General features: G+C 71.4%; 29 protein-coding genes, 1 tRNA gene and 1 pseudogene. 15 read left to right on the top strand and 16 right to left on the bottom strand.

Translation table 11 applies throughout. The features are described 5' to 3' along the window. Positions 1 to 10: 10 nt before the first annotated feature. The 3 genes from RIN75_RS03795 to nth are packed head-to-tail and all read right to left on the bottom strand — an operon-like array spanning position 11 to position 2018. Entirely contained in the window at positions 11 to 673 is a 663-nt protein-coding gene (locus tag RIN75_RS03795; RefSeq protein WP_309110310.1) for a CoA pyrophosphatase, read from the bottom strand. Beyond that, positions 670 to 1254 (bottom strand): TlpA disulfide reductase family protein, encoded by a 585-nt coding sequence (locus RIN75_RS03790; protein WP_309110309.1) that lies wholly within the window; start codon positions 1252 to 1254, stop codon positions 670 to 672. The genes RIN75_RS03795 and RIN75_RS03790 overlap by 4 nt, the downstream gene beginning before the upstream one ends. Further along, positions 1251 to 2018, bottom strand: a complete 768-nt coding sequence (nth, locus tag RIN75_RS03785; RefSeq protein ID WP_309110308.1) for an endonuclease III — start codon at positions 2016 to 2018, stop codon at positions 1251 to 1253. The genes RIN75_RS03790 and nth overlap by 4 nt, the downstream gene beginning before the upstream one ends. A 219-nt stretch (positions 2019 to 2237) precedes the next feature. Here nth and RIN75_RS03780 point away from each other — a divergent pair, with 219 nt between their 5' ends. The 4 genes from RIN75_RS03780 to dnaN all read left to right on the top strand — a co-directional run bounded on the left by RIN75_RS03780 (position 2238) and on the right by dnaN (position 6351). Further along, on the top strand, positions 2238 to 2489 hold the full coding sequence (locus RIN75_RS03780) for a hypothetical protein (protein ID WP_015097743.1): 252 nt from the start codon (positions 2238 to 2240) through the stop codon (positions 2487 to 2489). 192 nt (positions 2490 to 2681) lie between these two features. Then, positions 2682 to 3356 (top strand): Crp/Fnr family transcriptional regulator, encoded by a 675-nt coding sequence (locus RIN75_RS03775; RefSeq protein ID WP_015097742.1) that lies wholly within the window; start codon positions 2682 to 2684, stop codon positions 3354 to 3356. Between the two features lie 572 nt (positions 3357 to 3928). Further along, positions 3929 to 5167: an MFS transporter gene (locus tag RIN75_RS03770; RefSeq protein WP_309110307.1), complete on the top strand. Its 1239-nt coding sequence runs from the start codon at positions 3929 to 3931 to the stop codon at positions 5165 to 5167. An 83-nt stretch (positions 5168 to 5250) separates the two neighbouring features. After that, a complete protein-coding gene (dnaN, locus tag RIN75_RS03765) occupies positions 5251 to 6351 on the top strand; it encodes a DNA polymerase III subunit beta (protein WP_309110306.1) in 1101 nt (366 codons plus the stop codon). A gap of 17 nt (positions 6352 to 6368) precedes the next feature. On the opposite strand, the pseudogene RIN75_RS03760 reads toward dnaN, so the two are convergent. Beyond that, a pseudogene (locus RIN75_RS03760) lies at positions 6369 to 6698 on the bottom strand (winged helix-turn-helix transcriptional regulator); the annotation flags it as partial. On the opposite strand from RIN75_RS03760, the gene RIN75_RS03755 reads away from it, so the two are divergent. Beyond that, on the top strand, positions 6697 to 6987 hold the full coding sequence (locus RIN75_RS03755) for a hypothetical protein (RefSeq protein ID WP_309110305.1): 291 nt from the start codon (positions 6697 to 6699) through the stop codon (positions 6985 to 6987). The pseudogene RIN75_RS03760 and the gene RIN75_RS03755 sit on opposite strands and share 2 nt — an antisense overlap. 169 nt (positions 6988 to 7156) lie before the next feature. On the opposite strand, the gene RIN75_RS03750 is transcribed toward RIN75_RS03755, so the two are convergent. Both RIN75_RS03750 and RIN75_RS03745 read right to left on the bottom strand, forming a co-directional pair. After that, positions 7157 to 7909 (bottom strand): MBL fold metallo-hydrolase, encoded by a 753-nt coding sequence (locus RIN75_RS03750; protein WP_309110304.1) that lies wholly within the window; start codon positions 7907 to 7909, stop codon positions 7157 to 7159. Next, the gene (locus RIN75_RS03745) at positions 7906 to 8670 is read right to left on the bottom strand and encodes an NUDIX domain-containing protein (protein ID WP_309110436.1); all 765 of its coding nucleotides are present in this window, start codon (positions 8668 to 8670) and stop codon (positions 7906 to 7908) included. The genes RIN75_RS03750 and RIN75_RS03745 overlap by 4 nt, the downstream gene beginning before the upstream one ends. Before the next feature lie 69 nt (positions 8671 to 8739). Between RIN75_RS03745 and RIN75_RS03740 the strand changes: the two genes are divergently transcribed. Continuing rightward, complete coding sequence (locus RIN75_RS03740; protein ID WP_309110303.1) at positions 8740 to 9096, top strand: hypothetical protein; 357 nt, start codon at positions 8740 to 8742, stop codon at positions 9094 to 9096. Positions 9097 to 9100: 4 nt separating this feature from the next. Next, a complete protein-coding gene (locus RIN75_RS03735; protein WP_309110302.1) occupies positions 9101 to 10000 on the top strand; it encodes a Gfo/Idh/MocA family oxidoreductase in 900 nt (299 codons plus the stop codon). Positions 10001 to 10136: 136 nt separating this feature from the next. Here the strand turns inward: RIN75_RS03735 and RIN75_RS03730 are convergent, their stop codons facing one another. The 4 genes from RIN75_RS03730 to RIN75_RS03715 form a co-directional block, all read right to left on the bottom strand. Continuing rightward, entirely contained in the window at positions 10137 to 11372 is a 1236-nt protein-coding gene (locus RIN75_RS03730) for a hypothetical protein (RefSeq protein ID WP_309110301.1), read from the bottom strand. A gap of 91 nt (positions 11373 to 11463) precedes the next feature. Continuing rightward, entirely contained in the window at positions 11464 to 12066 is a 603-nt protein-coding gene (locus tag RIN75_RS03725) for a hypothetical protein (protein WP_309110300.1), read from the bottom strand. A gap of 1 nt (position 12067) precedes the next feature. Further along, a complete protein-coding gene (locus RIN75_RS03720; RefSeq protein ID WP_309110299.1) occupies positions 12068 to 12526 on the bottom strand; it encodes a RidA family protein in 459 nt (152 codons plus the stop codon). Continuing rightward, complete coding sequence (locus RIN75_RS03715) at positions 12523 to 12678, bottom strand: DUF4177 domain-containing protein (protein ID WP_121223613.1); 156 nt, start codon at positions 12676 to 12678, stop codon at positions 12523 to 12525. The genes RIN75_RS03720 and RIN75_RS03715 overlap by 4 nt, the downstream gene beginning before the upstream one ends. 176 nt (positions 12679 to 12854) lie before the next feature. On the opposite strand from RIN75_RS03715, the gene RIN75_RS03710 reads away from it, so the two are divergent. From RIN75_RS03710 to RIN75_RS03690, 5 genes are read left to right on the top strand one after another with little or no spacing between them, the layout of a single operon-like run. Beyond that, a complete protein-coding gene (locus RIN75_RS03710; protein ID WP_309110298.1) occupies positions 12855 to 13109 on the top strand; it encodes a hypothetical protein in 255 nt (84 codons plus the stop codon). After that, a complete protein-coding gene (locus tag RIN75_RS03705) occupies positions 13106 to 13360 on the top strand; it encodes a hypothetical protein (protein ID WP_309110297.1) in 255 nt (84 codons plus the stop codon). The genes RIN75_RS03710 and RIN75_RS03705 overlap by 4 nt, the downstream gene beginning before the upstream one ends. Before the next feature lie 4 nt (positions 13361 to 13364). After that, positions 13365 to 13616, top strand: coding sequence for a hypothetical protein (locus RIN75_RS03700; protein WP_309110296.1), 252 nt, complete (start codon positions 13365 to 13367; stop codon positions 13614 to 13616). A gap of 43 nt (positions 13617 to 13659) precedes the next feature. After that, complete coding sequence (locus RIN75_RS03695; RefSeq protein ID WP_309110295.1) at positions 13660 to 14652, top strand: ArsA-related P-loop ATPase; 993 nt, start codon at positions 13660 to 13662, stop codon at positions 14650 to 14652. Further along, positions 14649 to 15770: an ArsA-related P-loop ATPase gene (locus RIN75_RS03690; protein ID WP_309110294.1), complete on the top strand. Its 1122-nt coding sequence runs from the start codon at positions 14649 to 14651 to the stop codon at positions 15768 to 15770. The genes RIN75_RS03695 and RIN75_RS03690 overlap by 4 nt, the downstream gene beginning before the upstream one ends. Here RIN75_RS03690 and RIN75_RS03685 read toward each other — a convergent pair whose 3' ends face one another. Then, positions 15771 to 16058, bottom strand: coding sequence for a WhiB family transcriptional regulator (locus tag RIN75_RS03685; RefSeq protein ID WP_121223621.1), 288 nt, complete (start codon positions 16056 to 16058; stop codon positions 15771 to 15773). A 258-nt stretch (positions 16059 to 16316) separates the two neighbouring features. Here RIN75_RS03685 and RIN75_RS03680 point away from each other — a divergent pair, with 258 nt between their 5' ends. Beyond that, complete coding sequence (locus tag RIN75_RS03680) at positions 16317 to 18773, top strand: transglycosylase domain-containing protein (RefSeq protein WP_309110293.1); 2457 nt, start codon at positions 16317 to 16319, stop codon at positions 18771 to 18773. Between the two features lie 525 nt (positions 18774 to 19298). Here RIN75_RS03680 and RIN75_RS03675 read toward each other — a convergent pair. Further along, positions 19299 to 19766, bottom strand: a complete 468-nt coding sequence (locus RIN75_RS03675) for a GatB/YqeY domain-containing protein (RefSeq protein WP_309110292.1) — start codon at positions 19764 to 19766, stop codon at positions 19299 to 19301. A 64-nt stretch (positions 19767 to 19830) separates the two neighbouring features. On the opposite strand from RIN75_RS03675, the gene RIN75_RS03670 reads away from it, so the two are divergent. Continuing rightward, entirely contained in the window at positions 19831 to 20790 is a 960-nt protein-coding gene (locus RIN75_RS03670; RefSeq protein WP_309110291.1) for a metallophosphoesterase, read from the top strand. A gap of 39 nt (positions 20791 to 20829) precedes the next feature. After that, a tRNA-Pro gene (locus RIN75_RS03665) sits at positions 20830 to 20903 on the top strand. Between the two features lie 126 nt (positions 20904 to 21029). On the opposite strand, the gene RIN75_RS03660 is transcribed toward RIN75_RS03665, so the two are convergent. The 4 genes from RIN75_RS03660 to RIN75_RS03650 form a co-directional block, all read right to left on the bottom strand. Continuing rightward, positions 21030 to 22541 (bottom strand): LacI family DNA-binding transcriptional regulator, encoded by a 1512-nt coding sequence (locus RIN75_RS03660; RefSeq protein ID WP_309110290.1) that lies wholly within the window; start codon positions 22539 to 22541, stop codon positions 21030 to 21032. A 63-nt stretch (positions 22542 to 22604) separates the two neighbouring features. Further along, positions 22605 to 22961 (bottom strand): helix-turn-helix domain-containing protein, encoded by a 357-nt coding sequence (locus tag RIN75_RS43975; RefSeq protein ID WP_375295899.1) that lies wholly within the window; start codon positions 22959 to 22961, stop codon positions 22605 to 22607. A gap of 236 nt (positions 22962 to 23197) precedes the next feature. Further along, the gene (locus RIN75_RS03655) at positions 23198 to 24874 is read right to left on the bottom strand and encodes a hypothetical protein (protein WP_309110289.1); all 1677 of its coding nucleotides are present in this window, start codon (positions 24872 to 24874) and stop codon (positions 23198 to 23200) included. After that, complete coding sequence (locus tag RIN75_RS03650; RefSeq protein WP_309110288.1) at positions 24871 to 25920, bottom strand: bifunctional DNA primase/polymerase; 1050 nt, start codon at positions 25918 to 25920, stop codon at positions 24871 to 24873. Before RIN75_RS03650 ends, RIN75_RS03655 begins: the two co-directional genes overlap by 4 nt. Between the last annotated feature and the right edge of the window lie 30 nt (positions 25921 to 25950).

Here is a 25950-nt window from a genome sequence, read left to right as displayed (position 1 = left end):
CTTCCCTCCGTCAGGTAGCGCGCAACGCTAGCTCAAGGTCGCGCACATCGGTGGCATCCCACGGCCTTTCCCAGCCACCGAGCGCGAGCAGGCCGTTGAGCAGGCCCGCGGTGAACCCCCACACCAACATGCCCGGCGCGGAGAACGCCGGACCGACGAACCCCGACGAGTGGGTCACCCGGAACCGGTTCGCCGGGTCCGCGAGGTGCGCGATCGGCACCCGCGCCACGGCCGCGGTCTCCGCCGGGTCCACCGGGGCGACCGGCGACGGCTCGTCCCAGTGCGCCAGGACCGGCGTGACCACGAACCCGGACACCGGCACGTACAGCTTCGGCAGGGTCGCCACCGGCCGCACGCCCTCGCGCAGCACACCGGTCTCCTCGAACGCCTCGCGCAGCGCCGTGTCCACCGGTCCGTCGTCGGTCGGGTCGGCCGCGCCGCCCGGGAAGGCGACCTGACCCGGGTGCGAGCCGAGCGTGTCGGCGCGGCGCAGCAGCAGCACGTCCGGCCCGTCGGGGCCCTCGCCGAACAGCATCAGCACGGCGGCCTCGCGGCCCGTCCCGTCCGGCGGCGGGGAGATCCGGGTGAACGCCCGGTGGTCGATCTCGGCGGTGGCCTTGACCAACCCGCTCATCCACTCCGGGACGTCCTCCGGCGACACCAGGGCGGTCATCCGACCACCTCGCGCACCTGGTCCACGGAGGTGAGCACGGGGTAGCGGGTCACCTCGGCGACCGAGCCGTCCGCGCCCACCACGTAGCTCTTGGGGAGGTGCGGCGGCGACCCCAGGGCCCGGCGCACGGCGTCCGCGTCGCTGAACACCGCCGGCAGGTGCACCCCCAGCTTGGTCAGCAGTTCCAGCCCGTCCCCCTCCTTGCTCTGCACCAGCACGGTGAGCACCGGCACCGCGCCGGGCTGCCGCGCGTAGGCGTCCAGCACCCGCAGTTCCTCATGACAGGGAACGCACCAGGTGGCCCAGAAGTTCACGAGCGCCTTGCCGGGCAGGGCCGCGGCGACGTCGACCGGCTGCCCGTCACCCAGGCAGGTGGCCGTGACGCCGCGCAGCACCGACGGCCCGCCTTCGCCACGCGGGCACGGGGGCAGGGCCGCCTTCTCCCGCATCGGCCCGAGGTCTTCGGCTGCGACGGTCTGCGGGCGGTCGGCCGGCTGCTCGGCGTCGCGCGGCCACAGCGCCACCACGGCGGCGACCACGAGGACCAGGACGACGACCGCCCAGCGAGCTGTCCGACTCACGCCGGCTTCTCCCCCGACCGCACCCGTTCGGCCAGCGCGATCAGGTGCGGGGCTTCCTCGCCCTTGACCAGCTTCTCGGCCTTGACCGGGTCGACCTGGCCGATGCCGTAGGAGGGGCACTGGGGCGCCAGGAAGCACGCGCCGCACGCGGGCGTCCGGGCGTGGCAGACGCGGCGGCCGTGGAAGATCGTGCGGTGCGACAGGAGGGTCCAGTCGCGGCGCTCGACGAGCTTGCCCACCGCGTGCTCGACCTTGACCGGGTCCTCCTCCTCGGTCCAGCCCCAGCGGCGGACCAGCCGGCCGAAGTGGGTGTCCACGGTGATCCCGGGCACGCCGAACGCGTCGCCCAGCACCACGTTGGCGGTCTTGCGGCCGACGCCGGGCAGCGTGACCAGGTCGGCGAGCTTCCCGGGCACCTCCCCGCCGAACCGTTCGACCAGGGCGGAGCCGAGGCCGATCAACGAGGTGGCCTTGTTCCGGTAGAAGCCGGTGGGGCGGATGTACTCCTCCAGCTCGGTGCGGTCGGCTGAGGCGTAGTCGGCGGCCTTGCGGTAGCGCTGGAACAGAGCGGGTGTGACTTGGTTCACGCGGACGTCGGTGGTCTGGGCGGACAGGACGACCGCGACCAGCAACTCCAACGGGTTGGTGAAGTCCAACTCGCAATGGGCGTCCGGGTACCCGGTCTCCAGCAGTCGAACCATCTTGCGCGCCCTGCGCGTACGACCAAGCGGAGTCTCAACCTTCGTCACCGCGCGCGCTGCCATGGCCAAAAGGCTACCCGCGCGCTCGACGGGCGGACTCGGCATCGCGAGCGCACCATTTGATTGGCCAAACTCAACCATGGGTAGTCGGCAAGCAGAAGGCACGAGGGACGCAACCGGCGGGGCCGGGCGCACGTCCACCTCATACAACGACGGACTCGACACGCCGAAGTTACCCCCTCGCACGCGCGCCCCGGGGGATGCGCAAGGATCGGAGCCATCATGACTGCCTGGTTCGTCATCGCCGTTCCGATCGTGATCATGTTCTTCGCGCTCTTCATGGAGCGCGTTGAAGCTCGTCTCCGCCACGTCGCCGTCCAGGAGGACGAGGTCGAGGAGTTCCTGGAGTCGGCGCGCCCCGACGAGGTCAGGGCGCTCTACGGGCACGGCATCGGCCGCGCGCTGGAGCTGTTCCGGCTGCGCCGGCTGGGCGGTCGTGCCAGGAACCTGCGTCAGCGGCGCACCCGCCGCTAGCGCCGGCACGGACCGGCGAGGCCCGCGGGGCACACCCGGCGGGCCTTATCGGGCTGTCCGGGGTTGGTCGCACGGCGCGCCGGGAGGCGATCCACGACACACCCCTTAGACTGCACTCAGTGATCGACGGCAGCGCGCCGATCCGCCAGAAGGCGGAACGCACTCGACCGTCGCGTCGACAGGAGGGACGAGGTGGACGAGACCCTGGCCCGCGCGGGCATCTTCCAAGGGGTTGAACCGGCGGCAGCGGAGGCACTGGCGCAGACGCTGGAGTCCGTTGAATTCCCGCGTGGCCATGTGATCTTCGCGGAAGGCGAGCCGGGTGACCGGCTCTACATCATCCAGTCCGGCAAGGTGAAGATCGGCCGCAAGTCGCCCGACGGCCGGGAGAACCTGCTGGGGATCTTCGGACCGTCCGACATGTTCGGCGAGCTGTCGATCTTCGACCCCGGCCCCCGCACGTCCACCGCCACGACGGTGACCGAGGTGCGCGCGGTGAGCATGGACCGGCCCGCGCTGCGGCAGTGGATCACGAACCGGCCGGAGATCGCCGAGCAGCTGCTGCGCGCCCTGGCGCGCCGCCTGCGCCGGACGAACTCCATGCTGGCGGACCTGATCTTCACCGACGTGCCCGGCCGCGTGGCGAAGGCCCTGCTCCAGCTGGCGCAGCGGTTCGGCAGCCAGGAGGCGGGGCTGCTGCGGGTCACGCACGACCTGACCCAGGAGGAGATCGCGCAGTTCGTGGGCGCGTCGCGCGAGACGGTGAACAAGGCCCTGGCCGACTTCGCCCACCGCGGCTGGCTCCGACTGGAGGGCAAGAGCGTCCTGATCCTGGACCCCGAGCGCCTGGCGCGACGGGCGAGGTAGGCGCACCAGCTGGCGCGCGCCGGCAGCCAGCTCCCCGGAGCCGCCCGCGGGGCGGCTCTTCACCCGCGAGGGCCGCGTCGGCTTGTCGCGTCGCCTTTCCCGGCGATCACGCTTTTCGATCGGCGGGAAACGCGGCGCGATGAGCCGACTTTCAGACGGCCCGAGCCGCGCGACGCCAGTCGCGCCATCAGGCACAGCACAACAAGACCGGGCGCCGCCCCCGACGCGGCGCACCGGTCTTGTCGTGTGCGCGGCCCATCCCCCGACAGTCCGCGCTTCTCCACACATCCGGTACCCGCAGGCCCCGACCCTCTGGCACCGGAAGGAGGTCTGGTTACCCCCTCTGACCTCGACCAAAACCGGTCAGCGGGCGCAAGTTCCACGATCGCACGGCAGTCCCCCCGAAACTCAAGCGGATTCACCCTCAAGGACCCGCTGTTCAGCGGTTCCGTTGCATGGTTTCACCCGGTCATCCCATTGTTGTGACCGAACCGCAACCTTCGCCCCGCTGGTGACCGGCCTAACCGGCAAAAAGCTGGTACGCGCGTACCAAAGCCTGCATACTGGTACGCATGTCCCACTCTGCCCGCCTCTCCGACTACCGCACCGCCCTGACCACCCCCGGCATGCGCGGCCCCGTGGTCGCGTCGCTGCTCGCCCGGCTGCCCATCGCGATGGTCGGCCTGTCGCTGCTGCTCTACGTGCAGCGCGAGACGGGCTCGTTCGCGGCGGCGGGCCTGGTGTCCGCGACGTCCCTGGTCGGTGTCGCGGTCGGGTCGATCGTGCAGGGCAGGCTGATGGACCGCCTCGGCCCCACCCGGCCGCTGCTGACCGCGGTGAGCCTGTTCGCGGTGTTCGTGACGCTCGCCGTGACGGCCGTCGAGGCCGGCGCCGCGCTCGCGGTCCTGGTTCCGCTGGCCTTCGCGGTCGGGTTCACCGAGCCGATGGTGGGTTCCGCGTCGCGGGCGCTGTGGGCGCACATGCTGCCGCCGGGGTCGGCGCGGCTGGCCGGGTACGCCTACGAGGCGATCAGCATGGAGGTCTTCTTCATCCTCGGACCGGGTCTGTCCGGCCTGCTCGTCGCGGCGCCGTGGGCGGGCACCGGTGTGGTCGTCGGCGCGGCGTCCATGGTCGTCGGCGCGCTGTGGTTCGCCCTGAACCCGACCGTGCGCGGCGTGCGGCCGTCGCCGGCGCAGCGCAGCCTGCTGGGCGCGCTGGCGTCGCCGGGCATGCGGACGGTCGCGCTGGCGGCGCTCGGGTTCGGTGTGACGATCGGGTTCATCGAGGTCGCCGTCCCGGCCGCCGCCGCCAACGCCGGTCACGTCGGCCTGGGCGGTCTGCTGCTGAGCCTGTGGTCGGTCAGCTCGGTGCTGTTCGGCGTGCTGTACGCGATGCGCCCGTTCCCGCGGGCCATGCACCTGCGGCTGCCGGTGCTGCTGGGCGGGTTCGCGCTGCTGTCGCTGCTGCTCGCGGTCCCGACGACGCTGATCGGCTTGGGCGCGGCGCTGCTGGTCGTGGGCACCCTGATCACCCCGCAGGCCACCACCCACTCGGAGGCGATCGAGCAGGTCGCGCCGGCGGGCACGGCCACCGAGGCGTTCGGGTGGGTCGTGACGGCGGTGACCGTGGGGCTGGCGATCGGACAGTCGCTCAGCGGTCAGCTCGTCGAGTCGCACGGCACCGGCACGGCGTTCGTGGCGGCGGCCGGCGCGGGCCTGCTGATCGCGGCCCTGGTGTGGGCGTTCCGCCGCACGGTGGCGGCCGGCGCGCCGCTGCCCAGCAAGGATGAGCTGGCCCTGGTCGGGCGCTGACCCGCCGCTCCACCCGGGTTCACCCGTTCGTGTCCTCAGCCGACCGCCCGGAATTGTCGGTGGTCGCGGATACGGTCCTCGACATGGACCTGACCGCGACCACCACCGAGCTGGCCGCCGCCGCCACCGAGGTGGCCCGCCTGCTGCCCACCCAGGTGCTCGATCCCGTCCTCGCGGGCCTCGTGCTGCGCGCCGACGGGACAGGGGTGGAACTCGCGGGCAGCGACCGGGAGCGGGCCGTGCGGCTGCACCGGCCCGCCACCACGCACACCGACGGCGCGGCGCTCGTCCCCGCCAAGCCGTTCGCCGACACCCTGCGCGGCCTGGACGACCCGCAGGTCCGGCTGGTCGTCGAGGGTTCCCGGCTGGCGATCCGCACCACCACAGCCCGCTTCGCCCTCCCGCTGCTCGACCTCGCCACCCACCCGGGCATCCCGCCGCTGCCCCCGAAGGCCGGCGCGATCCCCTCGGACGTCCTCGAAGCCGCCCTGGTCCCGGTGGCCAGCGCGACCTCCAAGGACGACGTCCTCCCGATCTTCACCGGCATCCGGATGACCGGCACCGACCGGCACGTCGAGCTGATCGCCACGGACCGCTACCGGATGGCGTACGCGACCGTCCCGTGGTCGCCTGAAGGTTCCCTGAACGTCCTGGCTCCGGCCGCCCTGATGGCTGACGTGTCGCGCCTTCCCCAGCACACTGTCGTGACCATCCACGCCGACGAAGATCGCATCGCCCTGTCCTGGCCGGGCGGCAGTGTCAGCACCGCGCTCCTGGCCGCCCCGTTCCCCGACGACCGAGCCCGCACACTGCTGGAGGCCATCATCGACAGCACCGTGGTTGTGGAGGCGGACGCCCTGGCCGGCGCCGTGAGGAGGGCAACCCCCTACTCCGGCCCGCACGGGTCCGTGACGCTGCACGTGGAGGATTCCGAGCTGCGCGTCCGGGGCAGCGACCCGCAGACCGGCGAGTCCGAGGAGTCGGTCAAGGCCACCACCGAGGGCAACCGGGTGACCAAGACCTTCCAGGCGCGCTACCTGGCCGACGCGCTCAAGGCGTTCAGCGGCCGGCGGGTGGAGCTGCGCATCCAGGACGGCTTGCGGTCGACAGTCCTGACCGCGCCGCCGGCCGACGACGGCATCGAGCTGAAGTACCTGGTCGTGCCGCTACGCACGGTCCACTGACCCCCACTCCACAGCGCGTCCAGCACCCCGCGCAACGCCCGCCCGCGCGGGGTCAGGGCATAGCTCACCCGCGACGGCCACCCGGCCACCCGCGACCGCTCCACCACTCCGCATTCCACCAACTGCGCCAACCGGTCGGTGAGCACCTTGTCCGACACGGCCAGCGCCGCCGCCAACTCGCTGTAGGTGCGGGGACCGCCGAGCAGTTCCCGCACCACCAACGTCGTCCACCGCCCCCGCAGCGCGTGCAAGGTGATCTCGACCGGGCACTCCGGCGTCGGCCGGTCGACCGCCAGGTAACTCACCGTTTGGTTGGCCACGAAACGCCTCCCTAGCGTCGATGCCATGCCCGCACAGACCCCGCACGAACTGCCCGCCCTGTTCGCGAAGCTGTTCAACGAGGGCGACCCGTCGTCCCTCTACGAACCCGGCGCCGAGCCCGAAGTCCTCGACGGGCACCTCAAGCTCGACGCCAAGATGGAGGTGAGCCCGCGCAAGATCCTGGTCAACGGCGACATCGCCCTGCTCGTGGTCGACTGGCGGCTGGGCGAGATCACCGGCACCGCCACCGACGTGGCCCGTCGCGGCCCCGACGGCTGGCGGTACGTGATCGACAACCCGTCAGGCGTGGCGTAGGTACTCCAGCTGCGCGTTCACCGCGAGGCCGCCGTCGGCTTGTCGCGCCGCCTTTCCCGCCGATCACGTTTTTCGATCGGCGGGAAACGCGGCGCGACAAGCCGACCCCCAGGGCGGCCTCGCCGCCGCGACGAAGTCGCGGCCATCGAACACAGTGATCGACAACCCCTCAGGCGTCGCGTAGGTACTCCAGCTGCGCGTTCACCGACCACTCTGCGGCCGGCCACAGCGACCGGTCGACGTCCGCGTACACGACCTCGACCACCTCGCGCGCGGTCGGTTCGCCGCCGAGCCGCTCGACCGCCGCCCGGACCTGCGCCAACCGCTCCTCCCGGTGCGCGAGGTACGCCCGCGCGACCGTGCTCGCGTCGGGCAGCTCGGGACCGTGGCCGGGCAGGACGGTCGTCCCGGGCGGCAGGTCGGCGAGGACCTTGAGCGACTCCAGGTAGTCCCGCAGCTTGCCGTCCAGCACGGTGGTGCCGCGCCCGAGGATGGTGTCGCCGGTCAGCACGGCGTCCTCGACCAGGAAGCTCAGCGAGTCGTCGGTGTGGCCGGGCGTGGCCACGACCCGGATCTCCAGCCCGCCGCCGACCACCACCTCCCCGCCCGCGATGGCGGAGCCCAGCGCCGGGTTCCCGGCCCGCACGGGCGCGCCGACCAACCGGCCGAACTCCGCCGCCCCCTCCGAGTGGTCGTGGTGCCCGTGGGTCAGCAGGACCACGTCGACCGGCCCGAACGAGGCCACCCGCTCCAGGTGCGCCCGGTCCAGCGGACCCGGGTCGACCACCACGCACGACTCCGCGCCCGGCGCGCGCAGCAGCCACGTGTTCGTGCCTTCAAGGGTCATCACGCCCGGGTTCTCCGCGAGCACGACCGACGCGAACGGCGTGACCTCGCGCAACTGCCCGTACGGCGGGGTCACCGCACGACCGCCCGGACCACGTCGCCGTCCCGCACCAGCTTCGGGATGATCTTCTCCACCTCGCGCGGCGCCGCCAGCACGTCCGCCACCCCCGGGAACTCGGCCAGCTCCGACAACGTCACCCACGTGGGCGGCAGCAGCAGCCGCCGGCCCTCCTGCCAATCCTCCAACGCCTCCGCGGGCCGCTGCCAGCCCGCGTCCGAAGCCTCCGATGTGACGTCGTCCGCCTTCTGCCCGCCCGGCAGCACCGCGACGAAGAACCGCGTGTCGTACCGGCGGGGCTCCTCGGCGGGCGTCACCCAGTTCGCCCACGGCCGCAGCAGGTCGGCGCGCAGCACCAGCCCCTCCCGGGCCAGGAACTCGGCGAACGACAGGTCGCGCCTGACCAGCGCCTCGCGCGCGTCGGCGTAGGCGGACGTGTCCGCGACGACGGTGTCCGCCGACAGCCCGGCCAGCAGCACACCGGACTCCTCGAACGTCTCCCGCACGGCCGCGCACACCAGTGCGCGCGCGAGTTCCGTCGAACAGGCGAACCGCTCCGCCCACCACTCCGGGCCGGGACCGGTCCACGCCACGGACGCGTCGGCGTCTCGCGGGTCGACACCGCCACCGGGGAACACGGTCATCCCACCCGCGAACGCCATGCCCAGGACCCGCCGCTGGAGGAACACCTCGAACCCGGTGTCGGCGTCGCGGACCAGGACGACGGTCGCGGCGTCGCGCGGCGTCACCGGCACCTCGGGGACGACGTCGGGCACCATGCCCGGCGGCAGGACCAGTTGTTCGGGAAGTTCGCGCACGACCCGAGCCTACGACGAGGATGATCCGCTGTGGACACCGCGAAGAGGGGCTGCCTGCTCAACGTGCTGCTGTTCGTGCTGGGCGCGGTGGTCGGCACCGGCATGACGGCGGTGCTGGCCGTGCTCGCCTTCCTGCCCAGCCGCGACACGATCAGCGCCGACCCGGGTGAGCCGGGAGTCTGGGTCAAGGAGGTCGGCACCCTGCTCGGCGCGCCGGAGTACGAGGTGTGGCTCGGGAAATCGGAAGACCACGGGCACGTCGTCGAGGTCCCGGCGGGCTGGGGGCACGAGCCGGAGGTGGTGCGGCAGGCGGACGGCGTCGAGCTGCGGTTCGGCAACAGCGGCCGGATCTTCGTGCCCGCCTCGACTTACGTAGGCGGCCGATGAAAGTATGGGCGTCGTGGACGAACAGTTGCGCGTAGGACTCGTCGGAGCCGGACCGTGGGCGAAGCTCGTGCACGCGCCCGGCCTGGCCGACCACCCCGGAACCCGCCTGACCTCGGTGTGGGCCCGCCGCCCGGAGGCCGCCGCCGAGTTGGCCGAGTCGTACGGCGCTACCGCGGCCGCCGATCCCGACGAGCTGCTGGCCGGCGTGGACGCGGTCGCGTTCGCCGTGCCGCCGGAGGTGCAGGCGGAGATCGCGATCAAGGCGGCGGGACTGGGCAAGCACGTCATCCTGGAGAAGCCCATCGCGTCCACTGTGGACGATGCGATCCGGTTGGCGGACGCGGTGTCCGACGCCGGCGTGGCGTCCCTGGTGGTGCTGACCCGGCGGTTCGCGCCGGAGACCGAGGAGCAGCTCGAGCAGTTGCGGCAGACCGGCGGGTGGATCGGCGGCACGGCCCGGTGGCTGACCGGCGCGCTGCTGGACGGGCCGTTCTCGAACTCGCCGTGGCGGCACGAGCGTGGTCCGATCGACGACATCGGGCCGCACGCGTTCGACATCCTCGACGCTGCGCTGGGCACGATCACCGAGGTCATCAGCGCGCACCGCTCGGCCGCGGGCCTGTGGCAGGTGGCGCTGGCGCACGAGGGCGGCGCGACGAGCACCGCGACGCTGACGATGAACGTGCCGCTGGTGCCGCCGGTGGTCGAGGTGAGCGTGTTCGGCGAGCACGGGTACCGGCAGCTCGTGGACCGGGGGACGGGCGCGCAGCAGTGCTACACCAACCTGCTGGACGACTTCGTGGCGATGGTCGACAGCGGCACCACCACCCACCGCTGCGACGTGCGCCGCGGCCTGCACCTCCAACGCATCATCGACGAAGCCCGCCGCAAAGCGGGCGTCTGACGGGCGTGGCCTCCGGCCCCGTCTCGATCGTCGCACGGCCCACCGACAGTTCCACGCGTGAAGCCGTTGGAGCACCGATCTCAGGCGTGAAGCCGCCGGAGCACCTGAGTGGTCCGGCGGCGTCGCGTCCGTCTGGTCAGCCCGGGTACTTGCCGTTGTTCGGCTTCGGCACGCCGTTCACGTACTCCGGTCCGCTGCCCGGCCACGACTGCTGCTCCCGTTGCGCCAGCTCCTCGTGCAGCTGCTGCAACAGGGCCCGCTCGCGGTCGCTCAGCTTGGCGTCCACGGTGGGCGGCAGGTGGACCGACGCGGGGGCGTTGCCGTCGGCCAGGGCCGCCTGGAGGGCGGCCAGGTCGTCCGGGTTCAGCTCCGTCGTCTCCTCGGTCCGCGACACCGGCGGCTCCTCGACGCGGTTGCGCTTGTCGGCGCGGGAGCCGCGGGTGGGGAGCGGATCGGGGCGTCGGGACGGGAGTTCCGGGCGGTCGTCGGTGGGTGGGGTCGGCTCGTCGACCGGGGTCGCCGACACCGGTGGCAGCGGTGGCGCCGGGTCGACCGGGGTCATCGGGGGTGCCGGGGCGATCGCGGTCGCGGGCGGCTCGGGGGCGTCGGCCACCGGCTCCTCGACCTCGCGCACCGGCAGCCGCTTCACCGGCTTCGGCGGGAACGGCTGCGCGCCCTCGAACGACTCCGCGCGGGAGCGCCGCGACTTGGAGCCGGGTTCTGGTTCCGCGGGCACCGGTTCCGGCTCGACCACCGGTGCCCCGTCCCGGACCTCGCCGTCGAACCACGTGGTCCCGGCCGCCGCGGGCGGTGGCACCGGGGCCGACTGGAAGAAGACCTCGCGGGCCGTCGACGTCGCCGCCGCGTGGTACTCGCCCAACGGCGTCCCCACGGTCAGCACCTCGACCACCGCGCGGATCCCGGCCCGGCGCAGGACGCCGTCCACCCGGTACGCCGTCGCGGGCGCGAACCCGGACGGGCCGATGTCGACCAGCACGACCCGCTGCGGCAGCGGTCCGGGCGCCGCACCCGCCGGGGTCGACCGCCACGTGGCCCGCACCGAGCGCACGTCCGGCAGCACCGACATGGTCTTGCCCAGCACCTCGGCCAGCCCGTCCGCGGGGTCCGACTCGACGGTGAACCGGTGCCGCTGCACGGGCACCTGCTCGACCGCGAACAGCCGGTCCGCCAGCGCGACGTCCGAGCGGACCTCGCCGAGCAGCCAGCCGATCTCGCGTCTCTCGTCCACGGAGACCGGAATCCGCCCCGCCAGCAGGCAGCCCACCACCAGCTCGACCGCGCGGTCGAGTTCGGCGACCGCCAGCAGCTCCCGAGCCCAGGTCAACGCGTCGTCGTCAACGCGTCCGGCCAACGCCAACAGGAGGTCGTGTAAACGGACGGGAAGCCCCACTCCGTCGTTCGTCACGCCTGCTCTCCTTCCGGCCCGCGCGGCTGCGACGGGTCTATACGGGCACCAGGTGCCCGTCGGCCTCGGCGCCGGTGCACACCAGCTCCGAAGCCGCCAACGCCGCCCGGTGGTAGGGCGGCAGGTCCGTTCCGGCGGGCAGGACCTCCACGCAGGGGTCGTGCTCGCCCAGCGCCCGCAGCACCCGCTGGAGTTCACCGGCCAGGCGCGCGTACCCGGAGGTGGCCGTGACCAGGATGAGCCTCCTGGCCCCGCCCGGACCCCGGCGCCACGTGGACCGGACTTCGCCGACCCCGGGGCGCCCGCGCAGGGTCGCGCCGAGCACTACGGTCGCGGAATCGCCCATCAGCACCCGTTCGGGTGATTCCGGGGTGAATGTGTAACCGGGATCGGGCTCCTCGTCCAGTCCCTTGACAGAACTGATCGCCGAAAGATCGGCGCCGTGCGGGACAAGGGCGTCGATGAGCAGGCGCTGCTCGTGGTCGGTCAGCCCGATCCGGTCGTGCAGCAACGTGCGGGGCAGGGCGCGGGCCAGCACCACGACGGCGTCGGACGCGGCCCAGTCGCGGAACCGCCACAGCACGTCGTCCGGCAGGCGGCCGGCCAGCCGCAGCAACAGCTCGTGGCACGTGTCCGACATCTCACTCCCCGATTTCGACGATCAGGTCCACCTCGACCGGCGCGCCCAGCGGCAGTTCGGCCACGCCGACCGCCGCGCGCGCGTGCTTGCCCGCGTCCCCGAAGATCTCACCCAACAGCTCCGAAGCGCCGTTGATCACGGCGGGCTGCCCGGTGAACCCCTCGGCGGACGCCACGAAACCCGTGAGCTTCACCACCCGGACGACCTTGTCGAGCCCGACCAGGTCGTCGATCGCGGCGAGCGCGTTGAGCGCGCAGGTCCGGGCGTGCGCCTTGCCCTCCTCGGGGCTGACGTCCCCGCCGACCTTGCCGGTGGCGGCCAGCGCCCCGGACACGAACGGCAGCTGGCCGGACGTGTACACGTGGTTCCCGGACCGCACCGCCGGCACGTAGGCCGCGACCGGCGCGGCGACCGGCGGCAGCTCGACGCCCAGCTCCGCCAGGCGGTCCCGCCAGCTCATGCCTTGGGCCGCTTCAGGTAGGCGACGTGCTGCTCACCGGAGGGGTTGGGCAGGACGGTGACCAGCTCCCAGCCGTCCTCGCCCCACTGGTCCAGGATCGCCTTGGTGGCGTGGATCAACAGCGGGACAGTGGCGTACTCCCACTTCTGCATGCCGGGGAGCCTAGCCGGACCGCGCACCCCACCGCTTCAGGTCCGCCCAACGAGCCCGGTGACCACCAGAACCACCCGATCGATTCGACTGGAATCTTGGCACCGCGCGGTATCGTTATGTCGCCAGGACGAACGATGCGTCCTCCCGGCGCTTCGGGGATCAACAGGTGGGGTGGATGGACCGGGACGAGTTGGAGATCGCGGCGGGGTGTGGGCGGGCTTTGGACGAGTGCAAGAGGTTCATCGCCCGGGTCATGGACGAGTCGACCGGGATGAGCACGACCGAGTACACCGAGCCTATCGAGGCTTGGGCCGGGAAGTTGGCCCAGTTGCTGCTCACCATCGGGCGACACGCGGCCGAGTGGGCGGAGGAGCGGGGGTTCATCGTGGTGGACCTGCCGCCGGACGCGAACGGCGAGGGGGCCGCGTGAGCGCGTTCGACGTCAGCGGGTTGGCGCCGCGGCTGTTCGCCGTGGTGCAGAGCGACGACGAGGAGCAGTGGGTCGCCGCATGGGGAATGGAGTTCGAGGACCACGCCGAGGTGGCCGCGGTGTCGGGTGAGTTCCGGATGCTCACCCCCGGCGCGGTCAACTCCCTGAAGTACTTCGAGGAGGGACATGACATCACCACCACCCTCGTGTGGGTGAACCCTGCCCAACCAGGCGGTTCGGCGCTACCTTGATCGAGTGGAGACCTGGCGGATCGTGGCGACGGGCGCCTTCGTGGTGGGCGGTCTCGTGCTCGTGCTCGTCGCGATGGCGCAGGCGCGGGACCGCAAGCACGCCCGGGGCGCCGACGTGTGGCGGGCCGGCCTGATCGGGCTCGCCGTCGTCGGGCTCGTGGCGGTGCTCATCGCGTACTGGCTGCCGTCCGTGGCGGCCTGGGGCACCGTCGCCGCGACCGCCATGGCGGTGGCCTTCATCACGCTGATGGACTGACCGTGCCAGGCGGTTCTCAGCAGGACGCGCATACGCTGATCCGGTGAACGGCTGGACCGACGAGCTCACCCGCGCCCGGCTGCACGTCGTCACGGGGAAGGGCGGCACGGGCAAGACGACCGTCGCCGCCGCCCTGGCGCTGGCCCTGGCCACCGGCGGGCGGCGGGTGCTGCTCGTCGAGGTCGAGAACCGGCAGGGCATCGCCCAGCTCTTCGACCGGGCGCCGCTGCCCTACGCCGAGGAGCGGATCGCGTCCGCACCCGGCGGCGGCGAGGTGCGCGCGCTGGCCGTCGACCCCGAGGCGGCGCTGCTCGAGTACCTCGACATGTTCTACAACCTGGGGTTCGCGGGGCGGACGCTGCGCCGCATGGGCGCGATCGAGTTCGCCACCACGCTCGCCCCCGGGCTGCGGGACGTGCTGCTCACCGGCAAGGTGAAGGAGTGCGTGCGGCGCGCCGGCAGGACGGGTCGGCACGAGTACGACGCGGTCGTGCTGGACGCGCCGCCCACCGGCCGGGTGGTGCGGTTCCTCGACGTCACCCGGGCCATGGCGGACCTGGCCAAAGTGGGCCCGATCAAGGGGCAGAGCGAGGGCGTGGTGAAGCTGCTGCACTCCGGTGACACGGCCGTCCACCTGGTCGCCCTGCTGGAGGAGATGCCGGTGCGCGAGACCCTCGACGCGGTCGCCGAGCTGGACGCCGCGGACCTGCGGCCCGGCGCGGTGTTCGTCAACCGGGTCCGGCCGCCCCGGCTGCCGGCCCGCTCCCTGGCCGGCGCCGCCGAGGGCAGGGTGGACGAGGCCCGCCTGCGCGCCGGTCTGGAAGCCGCCGGTCTGGACGTGGACGAGGACGTGCTGCACGGCCTGGTCGACCAGACCGTCGAGCACGCGGCGCGGGTGCGGATGGAACAGCAGGCCAACGAGCTGCTCGCGGAGGCCGACCTGCCGTCGGTCGAGCTGCCCGAGCTGACCGACGGGGTGGACGTGGCCGCGTTGTACGAGCTGGCCGAGGTGCTGGTCGCGCGGGGTGTGCGGTGAACCGGCTGGACGTGGACGCGCTGCTGGACGACCCGGCGACCCGGGTCCTGGTGTGCTGCGGCTCCGGCGGGGTCGGCAAGACCACCACGGCCGCGGCGCTGGCCGTGCGGGCCGCCGAACGGGGCCGCCGCGCGGTCGTGCTCACCATCGACCCGGCGCGCCGGCTGGCGCAGTCGCTGGGCCTGCGCGAGCTGGACAACCACCCGCGCGAGGTCAAGGTCGACGGGTTCACCCCGAAGGGTGAACTGCACGCGATGATGCTGGACATGCGCCGCACGTTCGACGACATGGTGTGGCAGCACGCGGGCCGGGAGCGGGCCGAGCAGATCCTGGCCAACCCCTTCTACCAGACGATCTCCACGTCGTTCTCCGGCACGCAGGAGTACATGGCGATGGAGAAGCTGGGCCAGCTGGTGGCCCGCGACGAGTGGGACCTCATCGTCGTCGACACCCCGCCCAGCCGCAGCGCCCTGGACTTCCTGGACGCGCCGCAGCGCCTGTCCACCGTGCTGGACGGCAAGCTGATCCGGCTGCTGTCCGCGCCCGCGCGGGCCGGCGGCCTGGGCCTGCGCAAGATCGTCGGGGCCGGGTTCGGCTTGTTCACCAAGGCCGTGTCGACCATCGTCGGCGGCCAGCTGCTGCACGACGCGTCCACGTTCGTGCAGGCCTTCGACAGCATGTTCGGCGGCTTCCGGCAGCGCGCCCAGGCCACCTACGACCTGCTGCGCTCACCCGGTACGGGGTTCCTGGTGGTCGCGGCGGCCGAGCCGGACGCGCTGCGGGAAGCCAGCTACTTCGTGGAACGCCTGTCCGCGGAGGACATGCCGATCAACGGCCTGGTGGCCAACCGCACGCACCCGGTGCTGGCATCCCTCCCGGCACCGGGCGCGCTGGCCGCGGCGGAGAAGCTGGAGCGTTCGGGTGACGCCCCCCTCGCGGCTGCGGTCTTGCGGGTGCACGCGGACCGCGTGGCGGTCGCCGATCGGGAGCGGCGACTGCTGGCGCGGTTCACCCGCGCGCACCCGGCTGTTCCCCTGGTCGGGGTACCCGCGCTGCCGACCGACGTGCACGACCTCGACGGCCTGCACGAGATCGGCCGGCGGCTCGCGGGCGAGTGACTACCCGACCTTGGCTTCCCGGTGCTCCTGGCGCGCGGTGTCCAGGAGTTCGTGCCACGACGTGACGTCGGGCCGCCGGCGCAAGAGCGCGCGACGCTCCCGTTCCGTCATGCCGCCCCAGACGCCGAACTCGATCCGGTTGTCCAGGGCTTCGGCAAGGCACTCGGTGCGCACCGGGCACCCCAGGCACACCACCTTGGCCTTGCGCTGCTCCGCACCCCGGACGAAGAGCTGGTCCGGCTCTTCATCACGGCACGAAGCCTTGATCCGCCAATCCCCCTGTTGCATAACCCCCACCTCAGTTCACACAGTGCCCAGACTCTTCAGAAATCCGCCACACCCCTGCCGCGGATGCCGTAGGCTCACCATCGAGTGGTCGTGCCATCGGCTGCTGTCTTGGACAGTGACGGACTGTAGAGCCTTCCGGTTCCACCTCCAACCCTGGGTTGCCCACCTGTTACCTGTCTTGAGTACTCGTACTCATCCTGGGTAATGAATGCCCCGCGACCCGTCTCACCTGGACGTGACCTGGGTAACCTGACCTGCATGAGGGCCAGGAACGGCGTGCTCAAACTGCTCGGCCTGTGTCTGCTCGCGGGGGTGCTCCTCGCGGGCATGATGTTCCCCGTCGTGGGCTCGTTGGGCCTGGTGTCCAACAGAGCGTCCGACACGGTCGACAGCATCTCCGCCGACCTGGTGACCACCGACCCGCCGCTGATCACGACGATCACGGACAAGGACGGTGCGCCGATCGCGTACCTCTACGACCAGTACCGCGTGCTCGTCCCGCCCGAGAAGATCTCGCCCACGATGAAGGCCGCGCTGGTCTCCGTGGAGGACCGGCGGTTCTACGAGCACCAGGGCGTCGACTGGCGGGGCACGATCCGGGCCGGGTTCACCAACCAGGTCAGCGGCGCGGTCACGCAGGGTGCTTCCACGCTCACGCAGCAGTACGTGAAGAACTACCTCGTGCACGTGGTGGCGCGGAACAACCAGGTCGAGGCGCAGCGGGCGCAGGAGCAAACCATTGCGCGCAAAGCGCGTGAAGCGCGCATCTCCTTGCAACTGGAGCGCAAGCTCGGCAAGGAGGAAATCCTCGCGCGCTACCTGAACGTCGTACCGTTCGGTTCGACGATCTACGGCATCGCGGCGGCGTCCCAGGCGTACTTCAACACCACGCCGGACGCGCTGACCGTGCCGCAGGCGGCGGTGCTCGCGGGCATGGTCAACAGCCCGTCCGCGCTCAACCCGGAGGCGTTCCCGGAGAAGGCGCTGGAGCGGCGCAACCAGGTGATCGACAAGATGGTCGAGAACGACAAGCTCTCCAAGGACGCCGCCGAGGCCGCGAAGAAGGAGCCGCTGGGCCTCGCGACGCCCGTGCGCACCCCGCCCAACGGGTGCGTCGGCGCCGGGCCGGAGAACGGCTTCTTCTGCTCGTACGTGGTGACCTACTTGCAGCGCAACGGTTTCAGCCTCGAACAGCTGAAGACCGGCGGCTACACCATCCAGACCACCTTGGACCGCACGATCACCTCGCACGCCAAGGCCGCGGCCGAGGCGCAGGTCGCGAAGGACACCGAGGGCATCGCGAACACCATGGCCATCGTGCGGCCGGGCCGCGAGCGGCACGAGGTGCTGGCGCTGGTCGCGAACCGGGACTACGGCCTTAAGGCGGACCAGTTCCAGACCACCTACGACCTGCCGTCCGGGGTGGAGAACAAGTTCGGCGCCGGATCTGTTTACAAGGTGTTCACCGCGGCGGCGGCCCTGGAGAAGGGCATGGGCATCGAGAACATGATGGCCACGCCGAACTCGCACGTGTCGCGGGTGTTCAAGGGCGGCGGCGACAAGTGCCCGCCCACCGGCGAGCCCGGCACCCGGTGGTACTGCCTGGGCAACGCGTCGTCGAACTACCCGTCGCAGATGAACCTCCAGACCGCGTTGCAGACCTCGCCGAACACCGGGTTCGTGATCCTGGAGGAGCAGCTGGGCATGGACCCGGTGGTGGACATGGCGTCCCGGCTGGGCATGCGCGAGACGATGGCGACCAACCTCGCGGGCGAGCGGCCCAACCCGAAGGCCAAGGAGCAGGGGCTGCGGGTGTCGCAGACGGAGTTCTACAAGGCCAACGGCGGCAACGCGTCGTTCACCCTGTCGCCCGCGCCGGTGAGCACGCTGGAGCTGGCGAACGTGGCGGCGACGATCATCAGCGGCGGCGTGTGGTGCCCGCCGTCGCCGATCGGGAAGGTGACCGACCGCAACGGCAAGCAGGTGCCGGTGAACGAGGCGCCGTGCGAGCAGGTCGTGGCCGAGGGTCTGGCGAACGGCCTGGCGGTCGGGCTGAGCAAGGACGACCAGGGCCAGGGCACCGCGGCGGCGGCGGCCAAGAGCGTGAAGTGGGACCGGCCGGTGATCGGCAAGACGGGGACCACGGAGGAGTACAAGTCGGCGGCGTTCATCGGCGCGACCCCGGACTTCGCCGGTGCCGTGCAGACGTTCAACGACGGCACCAGCCCGCGCGGCATCTGCGTGAACGGCGGCCCGCCGAGGCTGTGCGGCGGGGGCGACATCTACGGCGGCACCGTGCCCGCGCGGACGTGGTTCGAGACCATGACGAAGGTCCACGAAGGACTGCCGCGCAGCGAACTGCCCCCGGTGGAGGAGCGCTACCGCAAGGGCGGCAAGGAGATCCAGATCCCGGAGGTGGTCGGGCGCAACGTCAACGACGCCACCAGGATCCTGGAGGAGGCCGGTTACAAGGTGACCGTGTCGAACCGGAACTCCCAGCAGCCCAAGGGAACCGTCGTCGGCCAGACGCCCCGGGGTTCGGCACTGCGTGGGACCGTGGTGACCTTGCTGGTGTCGACCGGTTACGTCCCACCGCCGGCGCCGACGGAAACAAGCACCCAGAACCCACCCGCACCCGGCGACCCACAGCCACCGGGCAACGGCAGACCAACCGACCCACCGCAGATAACCCTGCCAACTGATCCACCGGGCTGATAGCGCCGCGCACGCTGGATCGTCATACCCGCCTGGGACAATGAGCCCCGGGGCGCTCCACTCGGGATTGTCGTACCGCGGTGGGAGAATGAGCCCCGGGGCGCTCCAATCCGGATTGTCGTACCCGCGTGGGAAAATGAGCCCCGGGGCGCTTGAAGCGGGATTGTCGTACCCCCGTGGGACAATGGAATCGGGGCCGGAGGCCGGCGCTCAACGCGAATCCGGGGCCCGAAGGCCGGCGCTGAACGCGAATCGGGGGCCGGCGGACGCACGCCGAACCGGAGGCCGGACACCAGCGCTCGGTGGCGAAACCAGGACTGCGGGCCGGCGCGGAACCCAGGGTTGCGGGGTCAGCGTCGAGCCCAGGCCCGCGGGCCGGCGGTGAACGCCCAACCGGGAGCTGTAGACCGGCACGCGACGCGAACCGGAGCCCGGACGCCGCGAACCCGAAGACCGAATGCAGCGAGCCGCCCGGCACTTCGCGTGGCGGGCGGCTCGTGCGTTCAAGCCTTCAGGGTCAAGCCCTCAGCTCAGCTTGGCCTTCACCGCCGCCGCCACCCGGCCGCCCTCCGCGCGCCCCGCGACCTTCGCGTTGGCGGCCTTGATGACCTGGCCCATCTGCTTCGGGCCCGGAGCCGCGCCCACCTGCGCCTCGACCTCCGCGACGGCCTCGGCCACGATCGCCGCCAGTTCGTCGTCGGACAGCTGCGCGGGCAGGTAGTCCTCCAGCACCGCGGACTCCGAGCGCTCCAGCTCGGCCTGCTCGGTCCGCCCCGCGCCGGCGAACGCCTCGGCCGCCTCCCGGCGCTTCTTGACCTCGCGGGTGATGACCTTCAGCACCTCGTCGTCGGACAGCTCGCGCGCGGCCTTGCCGGAGACCTCCTCGGTGGTGATCGCGGCCAGGGTCATCCGCAGCGCACCCGCCCGGACCGTCTCCCGGTTCTTGATCGCCGCCGTCAGATCCGCCTGCAACCGCGCCTTCAGCTCCGCCATGTGGGCAAACGTTACCGGGCACCGGCGTGCGCCCCGAACCGGTCAACCCCCTACCCTCGAAGACGTGAACACGCTCGGCCGCACGCTGCTCGCCACGACCGCCCTCGGCACGGCCACGCTCGCCTACGCGGCGGGCATCGAGCGCAGGCACTGGACCCTGCGCCAGGCCACCGTGCCGGTCCTCGCGCCCGGCTCCGCGCCGCTGCGGGTCCTGCACATCTCGGACCTGCACATGATGCCGGGCCAGAAGTCCAAGCAGCGCTGGGTCGCCGCGCTGGACGACCTCGAACCCGACCTCGTCGTGAACACCGGCGACAACCTCGCGCACAAGCAGGCCGTCCCCGCCGTGATCCGCGCGCTCGGCCCCCTGCTCAACCGCCCGGGCGTCTTCGTGTTCGGCAGCAACGACTACTACGCGCCGCGCCCCAAGAACCCGGCCCGCTACCTGCTGCCGTCGGCGAAGACCAAGCGCATCCACGGCATCCCGCTGCCGTGGCGCGACCTGCGGGCCGCGATGGTCGAACGGGGCTGGCTGGACCTGACCCACGAGCGCCGGACGTTCGAGGTCGCGGGCCAGACCGTGTTCGCCGCGGGCCTGGACGACCCGCACCTCAAGCGCGACCGGTACGCCGACATCGCGGGCCCGGTCCCGGACGCGGCGCTGCGCCTGGGCGTGACCCACTCCCCCGAGCCGCGCGTGCTGGACCCGTTCGCGGCCGACGGCTACGACCTGGTCCTGGCCGGCCACACCCACGGCGGCCAACTCCGCCTGCCCGGCTACGGCGCGATCGTGACCAACTGCGACCTGGACCGCTCGCGCGCCCGCGGCGTCTCCCGTTGGGGCGCGCACATGTGGCTCAACGTCTCCGCCGGCCTCGGCACGTCCCCGTACGCGCCGGTCCGCTTCGCCTGCCCGCCGGAGGCCAGCCTGCTGACCCTGGTGCCGCGTCCCTTCGACGCTGGTCAGGCCGGGTCGGTGGCGGAAAGGGATACCCGGTTCGGAGTGGGTGGGAACGTCAGGTAGAGTTCTCCTCGTTCGGTTCCCGCGGGGGCCGGGCGAGACCGGGGTGTGGCGCAGTTTGGTAGCGCGCTTCGTTCGGGACGAAGAGGTCGCAGGTTCAAATCCTGTCACCCCGACGCCGGTCAATGCAGGTCAGGCCCGGTCCACGGAAGATGTGGACCGGGCCTGACTCGTGTTCCGCCCCATTTGGGGAGAAATCTGGGAGAAGATCATGGTTTTCTTCTCCCAGCCGGCTCCCCCGCTCAGTCCGCCCGGAGCAGCCAGTCCAGGGCTTGAACGGGCGAAGTCGGGCACATCTCCCGCCTAGCGTCCAGGGCGGCCTCCCACAGCCTTGTCAGGTCCTCCATGAGCCGTTCCCGCATGAGTGCCGTTACGTGGGTGTACCGACCCTGTACAGAGCCGTCCTCGTGCCCGATACGGTCGTCGATCAGCTTCTCTGGCACCCCCAGCTCCACCAGGAGCGTCCGGTGCGTGTGCCGCAGGCCGTGCGGCGTCAGCCCCTTGGCGATCGGCAGCCAGCACGCGTCAGCCCGGCCTGCGGCGTTTCGGCCGCGTACCGGGATGCCGGGCCACGGGTTGCCGATGAGCGGCACCGGGCGTGCCGGTGAGGGCGCTTTCCGGGGATACCAGCCGGTGACGGCCGGTTGGAAGAGCCAGGTAGCGAACCCGTTCCTACGCCAGTGAGCCGCGAGCACACCCGACGCACCGCCACGCACGTAACCCAGCTCGGAGATGGCCGCTTCCACGAGTTGGCGTGTTGCCTCCCGGACCGTTTCCGGGCGGTTGAGGACCGCCGACACGGTCCCGGTGGAAACGCCAGCAAGCCGGGCGACGTCGAGCAGCTTCGCGCCGACCTGGCGTACGGCACCGTTGGCGGCCCGGTGCCCGCTGAACACGTAGTTCCGACCGTGACAGGAACACGCCTTCTGCCGGCCGTTGTGCGCCAGGTGCGCAATCAATAGCTCCGAATGCCACGGCGGTATGTCGATCGTGCGGTGCGAGTCGTCCTTCGGAGGGCATCGGTGAAGCTCTCCGGTGTCCAGTTCGTAAAGCTGCCACTCCACTCGAATGCTGGCCGATCGCACGTAGTCCTCTTCGAGGCCGACGAGTTCGCCCCAACGCATTCCGGTGAACCCTTTGGTCACAATTGCAACAAACTCATCGTCACGGCCCGACAGGAGGGCTGCGCGTTCGGCGATGAGTAGAATTCCCAGCGCTGTCGTCACAGCCTTCTCGGGGCCACGGTTCTTCGAACGCCCGGACCTCTTGCCCCGGCCACGACGCCGTGCCGCAGGGTTAGTGTCAATCAAACCCTCTTCGACGGCATCGGCCAGGATCAGGTGGAGAGTCCCACGCCAGGTCTTGATGCTGGATTCGGCGTATCCCACTTCCCTCTCCTGCTTCTCCCAGGTATTCACGTCGGCCGCCAGGATGTCGCGCAGCGCCGTCTCTTCGAACACTGGCAGAAGATGCTCTTCGATGTGCCTCCGGTAGTTCTGCATCGTTGATGCGGCAAGATCCTGCGCCGCATACCATCGGCGTACGTACTGCCCGAAGGTGATGCCACCAGCCGAAGGATCGCGCCATTTACCATTACGGATCGCCGCCTCAGCTTCGTCGGCGGCGTTCTCGGCATCTCGCTTCTTGTCGAAGCGGATCGTTACGCCGTCCGCATCGGAGACCGTCCCGTACTTCCCCGGCCCGATCTTGTACCGGCCACGCCAGTAGTTTCCACGTTTCTCCGCATATCCCACGATTCCCCCGCTTCAGGCAGATGCCCCGTCACCTGGTCGCGCGGTGACGGGGCATCCTGGTCGTCAAGCTGCTGATGTTCCGCGTGCTACCTGTGCGCGACGTGGCGTGCGCGCAGTGAGGCGAGCGACTGACTGCCCTGCGATCGCCTTGAGTGTCCGGGCAGAACGGACATTCTCGGTCGTCGCCGGGGCCGCAGTAGGCGGCCCGGGTCGCTGTTCAAAGAGGGCTACGATTTCGCTTATGTGCTCCATCGTGAACAGATAGCTGCCCCCGATCCAACTGAACGGGATTCGGCGTTTGCGCGCCTGTTCTTTAACCCACCACTCGGAGCAGCGGAGCATCCTCGCCACTTCGGTGGGACGGTAGTAGACCGGCCCTCCTGGTGAACTCGTGGACCGGTTCCCCTGTTGCCTGCTCACTGGAGTTACCTCCCGAGGTCGGTACGTGCGTTGGTGCTGTGCGGGTGCGGGGGACGACGTGTCAAACCCGCAAACCCGCCGATCCGGCCGCGCAGGCCGTCTGACCTGCGGTGATGTGGCGCGGGTTTGGGTTCAGGTCAAACCCGCAGCAAACCCGCGAGGGGTCGGGCCAAACCCGCAGACCCGCCGGCAGGTCCGCGTCGGGACTGGTCGGGGCCGCCGGCCGGGCCGTGGTGCTACTGCCAGAGGTCGTGTTGTCCCTCGGCTGAGTGGTGGTCTCCGGCTTCGTCGGTGGCCTGTTCGCAGGTAGTGCGGGTTTCGGTCCAGAAGACGCGGGCTTTGGCGTGGGTGTCCATGGCGGATCGGAGTACGTAGTCGCCGTGCCAGCGGCCGATGTGTCCCGTGAGGATGCGGCCGATGGATTTGGTTGAGGGGATGCGGCCTTGGTCGTCGGTGAGGAATGCTCCTTCCCATTGGTCGACTGGCGCGCCGTTGACGATGTCGATTTCGGCTTGCTGCCGAAGGTGGCGGCTGGTGACCGGTCGGTCGTGGTTGAGTTCGTGCCAGCGTGCGAGGAACGCGACCCATTCGGCATCTTCGTCGTCTGCCTCGCGCATGTCGGCGAGGTTGTCCAGGAACCCGTCAATGCCGTGGTGGGCGAGCAGTCCGCCGGCGGCCTGTGCCCAGCTGGTGAACTGCCGCATGGTGTGGCCGCTGCGCGGTGCCCCGGCGTTGATCCAGTCCATGACCAGGATCAGCAGGTGTCGCAGCACGGTGACGCGGTTGGCGGGGTGTTTGAGCCAACTGTCGAGATGGGGGATGCCGAAGCGGGACTGGTCGCGCTGGTCGGGGTGGGGGTCGTTGGGGTCGAGTCGGACCAGCACGGTGCGGGTGGCCATGTCCCCGCCCAGGCGGATGTTGTTGCCAGTGGCCAGCCACAGCCTGTCGTTGACGGCGGTGAACCCGGCGCCGGAGGACCCGAGCATCCGGGCGGACCACTGCGGTGAGGTGAGCAGCTGCGCGAGGACTGCGGAGGACACCACGCTGCCTTCGGCGATGTTGTCCCACAGCATGATCGGTGCGGGGCTGTGCAGGGCGCTGGTGATGGATTTCTCCAGCTCGGAGTCGTCGCCTTTGCGCCAGACCAGGTTTTTGCTGCCGTAGAGGTAGCCGGGGATCTCGGCGAGCAGGGTTTTTCCGCTGGACTGGGTGGTGGCGGAGATCAGGCCGAACGGGGTGAGGCACCCGAGGTAGGGCCGCAGGATCGGCGCGAACAACAAGGCCAGGTGGTTGGCCCGGTCTGCCGGGGCGACGAACGGGAAGTCCCGCAGCAGGCTGCCCAGCACGAATTCCCGGGCCTGCTCGACCTGGTCCCCGGTGGGGACGGCGGGGATCGGCGGCATGGGTGTGGTGGGCGCGTAGTAGAGGCTGGTGGCGGGGTCGTAGCCGGTGGTGTGGAGCAGGGTGCCGTCCGGGCGCAGCACGGGTGAGCCGACGATGCCGGCCAGCGGGCGCACGCCGGGCCAGTAGCGGGAGGACAGCACCGCCGACAGCGCGGTCTTGGTGGGGCTGGCCTCCACTTCGGCCAGTTCGCCGGTCTCCTTGTCCTTCTTGAGCCGGTGGACGTAGGTGTGGTGGGCGAGCAGGAACGCCAGCGCCGGGGCGGTGACCGGGTCGGCCCGGACCGGGAGCGCGGTGGGCTGCTGGTCGCCGGGGTCGGCCGCGCCGGAGACGCGGGACAGGTGGACCAGTTGGCCGCCGGAGACGAACACGTCCGGCAGTGCGCCTTCGGCGACGGCGGCGGTGAGCACGCGGATGGTGTCGGCTTCGCCGCCGATCCGGATGGCCAACCTGTCGGCGGGCGCGGTGTCCGTTGCGGGCGCGTCGGCGGTCGGGTCGGCGGCGATGGTCATGAAGCGCTCCTGTGCTCTGGCGCGGGCCGGGTGTTGCGGAAGCCGGACGCGATCGCGTAGCGGATCTCCCCGGCCGGGAGTGCGGCGTGTGCGGCGGCCTCGGCCAGCGCGGTCTCCACCTGGTCCCGGTCGATCCACCCGGCCTCGACCATCCCGGCCAGCCTTGAGGCGGAGCGGAACAGCTTGCGGTTGCGGCCCGAGTCCGGCGGCATCGCGGCGATCTCGGCACACGCGGACCGCAGCGCCCCCGCCGCGTAGCGGGCCTGCCGCTCGTCGCCGCGTGCGGTGACCGTGACCTGGGGTGCCGGCGGCCTGGGCGCGGTGGCGTGTTTGTCGTGGCCGGTGCGGGCCAAGTCTGCGGCGAGCCAGCCCGGCAGCGGCGCGGGTGTGACGGTCGCGGAGGCGCGCCGGTAGGTGCCGGCGGCGGTGGTCGAGCCGGGCAGGATGACGTAGCCGCCGTGGGCCTTGATGTCGATCTGCCAGCCCAGCCCGGTGCGCACGGTGTCGTCGCCGTCGCGGACCCGGCCGGTGCTGGACTTCCACCGGCCCGGCTGGGCGGTGTAGAGCAGGTGCAGCCCGCCCGAGGGGGTCTCGGTGGACAGGGTCCCAGGGTCCACCGGGGCGTCCCGCAGCCCGGCCAGCATCGCGAAGGTCCCGATGCCGTCCACCGGTAGCGGCTCGCCGTCGGGCCACGGGACGCCGTTGAGCGGCTGGGCGGGCGGGGTGCCGCCGTGGACGTCCAGGTCCACGCACAGCAGGCCGGACACGCCCAGGTGCACCGCCCACACCCCGGTGCGCCACCGGGTCGCCCACCGGTCGACCACGGTGGGGTCGTTGCTGGCCGCCCAGACCCCGTGGCACAACGCGCCCGCACGGCGGGCCAGGCAGCGGCACTGCGCGGCGGTGTGCCCGCTGCCCCGGCAGTCCGGGCAGCCCGCCAGGGGCCGCTTGGTGTCCGGGTGCAGCGGCAGCACCTGCCAGCCCAGACGGGCCGCCACCCACCGGGCCGCACCGGCCGCGCGGTCGGCAACAGAGTTTGTGGACATGGTCGATCCCTCCGATCCGGGCAGTGATCA

This window comes from Saccharothrix sp. (assembly GCF_031180885.1).
Taxonomy (GTDB): domain Bacteria; phylum Actinomycetota; class Actinomycetes; order Mycobacteriales; family Pseudonocardiaceae; genus Actinosynnema.
Note: the sequence above shows the minus strand (reverse complement) of the source record. Positions and strands in the feature narration are given on the sequence as shown.

What these genes read in the sequence shown, in the direction of transcription:
- RIN75_RS03795 (WP_309110310.1), bottom strand. Translation starts at nt 673, where the DNA reads ATGACCGCCCTGGTGTCGCCGGAGGACGTCCCGGAGTGGATGAGCGGG.
- RIN75_RS03780 (WP_015097743.1), top strand. Translation starts at nt 2,238, where the DNA reads ATGACTGCCTGGTTCGTCATCGCCGTTCCGATCGTGATCATGTTCTTC.
- RIN75_RS03710 (WP_309110298.1), top strand. Translation starts at nt 12,855, where the DNA reads ATGGACCGGGACGAGTTGGAGATCGCGGCGGGGTGTGGGCGGGCTTTG.
- RIN75_RS03680 (WP_309110293.1), top strand. Translation starts at nt 16,317, where the DNA reads ATGAGGGCCAGGAACGGCGTGCTCAAACTGCTCGGCCTGTGTCTGCTC.
- RIN75_RS03650 (WP_309110288.1), bottom strand. Translation starts at nt 25,920, where the DNA reads ATGTCCACAAACTCTGTTGCCGACCGCGCGGCCGGTGCGGCCCGGTGG.
- RIN75_RS03770 (WP_309110307.1), top strand. Translation starts at nt 3,929, where the DNA reads ATGTCCCACTCTGCCCGCCTCTCCGACTACCGCACCGCCCTGACCACC.
- RIN75_RS03735 (WP_309110302.1), top strand. Translation starts at nt 9,101, where the DNA reads ATGGGCGTCGTGGACGAACAGTTGCGCGTAGGACTCGTCGGAGCCGGA.
- RIN75_RS03715 (WP_121223613.1), bottom strand. Translation starts at nt 12,678, where the DNA reads ATGCAGAAGTGGGAGTACGCCACTGTCCCGCTGTTGATCCACGCCACC.
- RIN75_RS03685 (WP_121223621.1), bottom strand. Translation starts at nt 16,058, where the DNA reads ATGCAACAGGGGGATTGGCGGATCAAGGCTTCGTGCCGTGATGAAGAG.
- RIN75_RS03745 (WP_309110436.1), bottom strand. Translation starts at nt 8,670, where the DNA reads ATGGTGCCCGACGTCGTCCCCGAGGTGCCGGTGACGCCGCGCGACGCC.
- RIN75_RS03755 (WP_309110305.1), top strand. Translation starts at nt 6,697, where the DNA reads ATGCCCGCACAGACCCCGCACGAACTGCCCGCCCTGTTCGCGAAGCTG.
- dnaN (WP_309110306.1), top strand. Translation starts at nt 5,251, where the DNA reads ATGGACCTGACCGCGACCACCACCGAGCTGGCCGCCGCCGCCACCGAG.
- nth (WP_309110308.1), bottom strand. Translation starts at nt 2,018, where the DNA reads ATGGCAGCGCGCGCGGTGACGAAGGTTGAGACTCCGCTTGGTCGTACG.
- RIN75_RS03675 (WP_309110292.1), bottom strand. Translation starts at nt 19,766, where the DNA reads ATGGCGGAGCTGAAGGCGCGGTTGCAGGCGGATCTGACGGCGGCGATC.
- RIN75_RS03720 (WP_309110299.1), bottom strand. Translation starts at nt 12,526, where the DNA reads ATGAGCTGGCGGGACCGCCTGGCGGAGCTGGGCGTCGAGCTGCCGCCG.
- RIN75_RS03725 (WP_309110300.1), bottom strand. Translation starts at nt 12,066, where the DNA reads ATGTCGGACACGTGCCACGAGCTGTTGCTGCGGCTGGCCGGCCGCCTG.
- RIN75_RS03655 (WP_309110289.1), bottom strand. Translation starts at nt 24,874, where the DNA reads ATGACCATCGCCGCCGACCCGACCGCCGACGCGCCCGCAACGGACACC.